We start from the raw sequence: 2,324 nt of genomic DNA on the forward strand, positions 1-2,324 counted from the left end.
TGTAAGCCCGAAATATAAAATAGGCGCACCTTCTTGGTACGCACGACGAATAGCCATCTATCCTAATTTTTTTCGGATAGATGGCTATTTTGCACATGTGACTTGGATTTTTTTCGACCAAGGCATGTAATTATTTAAAATCTCTGGTTGTTGGTGAATCGGCAAATTTGGCAATTCTGTCATTAACGTCACTAGGTATTGATAGAAATCGATGCCGTTAGCTTTTGCCGTTTCAGCCAAACTTAAACAGATGGCATTTGCTTTAGCGCCTGCTTCACTAACAGAGAAAAGCCAGTTCTTACGACCAATCACATTTGGACGAATCGCATTTTCAGCCGGATTATTATCGATTTCAATTCGACCATCGAATAGAAAAGCCTTTAATCCGTGTACACGATTTAATGTGTATTCGGCAGCTTTTGCGAGCGCATTTTTCCCGAAGAAAGGCGATTCGTCAACCCACTTTAGAAACTTCTCTACAATCGGCTTTGAATGTTTTTGCCTTGCTTTTCGGCGTTTACCTGGTGAAAGATGCTTGAATCGACGTTCTAGGTGATACAGTTGATCACAGTAATCCACGCCAATTTGCCCGTTTTTGCTATCAGCTTTCAGCCAATAGCGTCGCACATGCGCCCAACAGTTGGCGAACGTAACGTCAGGTAGATTCCCATATGCAGAATAACCATCACAAATCACAGTTCCTTGAAAACCAGCTGTAAAGTCTTCTAATACAGAACGGCTTCTCGATAAAGCGCTTTGAAAAAGAACGATGATCGGTCCTTGACTTGGCACGCTTCGGAACACCCAATTATAGGCGTTTGATTGACCGGATTTTCCGTCTGAACGTTTGATTATTTGCGCATAGGTTTCATCTACATGCAGAACAGATTTTGCTGTTAATGTCTGCTTCAACTGTTCATAAACCGGTAGAAGCCAATCTTCAGCTGCACGGATCACCCAGTTTGATAAGTTCTTATCATTCGTAAGCAGGCCATATCGTTCCCATTCCTTTACCTGACGGTAAAGAGGTAAGTATTGAATGAACTTATCATAGATGAGTTTTGCTAGAACGGTAGGTCCCGCAATGCTTCGCTGAATGGCAGCTTGTGGGGCTTTCCCACGTTTCATTTGTGCTTTTTGTGTGGCATCCATTTTGCAGTGCTTGCACTCGTAGGCATGTTCAATATGCTGAATGCGCATCATTTTTGCCGGAATGAATTTTGCTTCTTCACGCGCAATAGTTGTACCGGCTTCGGTCATTGGGCCAAGGCAACAGTCGCATTGTGTTTTGGTGGGATGATGGTGAATTTCTTCTATTTCAATCCCATCATGAAAAGAATCATTCCGTTTTTTCTTATGTAATTTACGGTTAACAGTATAAGTAATCGTCGCTGTGCTTTGTTCTTCTGTGTGCTCAGATTCGTTAAAAGACGGATCGTCATCGAATAAAGAGCCTTGCCCGTCTGGTGCTTGATACTTTGATTTTTCTGATTTAGAGCCGTATAAAGCTTTTGTTAATTGGCGAACTTGTTCAGTCAATGCTTCGATTTGTCGATTTGACTGAGCTAATTGTTGCTCAAGCATTCGAATTAATCGTTCATTTTGATTTTCTTGATTAGGAACGTTCGTCAAATCATTCACCACATTTCCGTTCAGTATAAGTTATGGATGATTATACCATCTTATTAGGTGGGTTTAAAAGACACCTTTTGTAGATTTCGTAATTGCTTTTGGCTGCTGAAGTGATAAACCTTCTAAAAGCCAGCGAAGTTCCTTTTGTGAAAGGTTACGTACTTCCTTTTCATCTTTTGGCCATTGCAGTTTGCCATTATCTAATCGTTTATAAAGTATGGCGAAGCCATCTCCATCAAAATACAAACATTTATAACGGTCTTTACTCGTTCCAGAAAATAAGAAGATGGAATCACTATATGGATCAAGTTTAAAAGCATCCTGAATAAGTGTTGCGAGACCGTCAATACCTTTACGCATATCGGTCTTACCGCAAATAATGTAGATGTTCTGCACGCTCGTAAAATCTTGCTTCATTGATTATTCAACTCCTTCATAATCGTTTGGATGATGCGCTCATCTACGCCATTAAAGAAGGAAATTTCAGCACTAGTTGTTTTAATGATGCAGCTCGGTTCAGGAGAGTTTTGTAGTGGAGTTGTTGATGATGAGTTGTCAGTGATGGGATTTAGCGTCACAGGGACAATTGTTAGTTTGGTAGTTGACATAAAGAAGCACCTCCTATAATTTGATACATTTATCGTACCGGAGGTGCCTGGTTGTTTATATGCGTTATTTGATTACGGGCTTAC

At 40.5% G+C, this 2,324-nt stretch carries 3 protein-coding genes; all 3 read right to left on the reverse strand.

All coding sequences use genetic code 11. The features are described from left to right. Nucleotides 1-84: 84 nt before the first annotated feature. Nucleotides 85-1,584: an IS66 family transposase gene (tnpC, locus tag ACIQ7N_RS23530; protein WP_483869822.1), complete on the reverse strand. Its 1,500-nt coding sequence runs from the start codon at nucleotides 1,582-1,584 to the stop codon at nucleotides 85-87. Nucleotides 1,585-1,695: 111 nt separating this feature from the next. Beyond that, nucleotides 1,696-2,049: an IS66 family insertion sequence element accessory protein TnpB gene (gene tnpB, locus ACIQ7N_RS23535; protein ID WP_286926283.1), complete on the reverse strand. Its 354-nt coding sequence runs from the start codon at nucleotides 2,047-2,049 to the stop codon at nucleotides 1,696-1,698. Then, nucleotides 2,046-2,240: a hypothetical protein gene (locus tag ACIQ7N_RS23540; RefSeq protein ID WP_402936670.1), complete on the reverse strand. Its 195-nt coding sequence runs from the start codon at nucleotides 2,238-2,240 to the stop codon at nucleotides 2,046-2,048. Before ACIQ7N_RS23540 ends, tnpB begins: the two co-directional genes overlap by 4 nt. Between the last annotated feature and the right edge of the window lie 84 nt (nucleotides 2,241-2,324).

It is taken from the genome of Lysinibacillus sp. NPDC095746, from assembly GCF_044763535.1.
GTDB lineage: Bacteria > Bacillota > Bacilli > Bacillales_A > Planococcaceae > Lysinibacillus.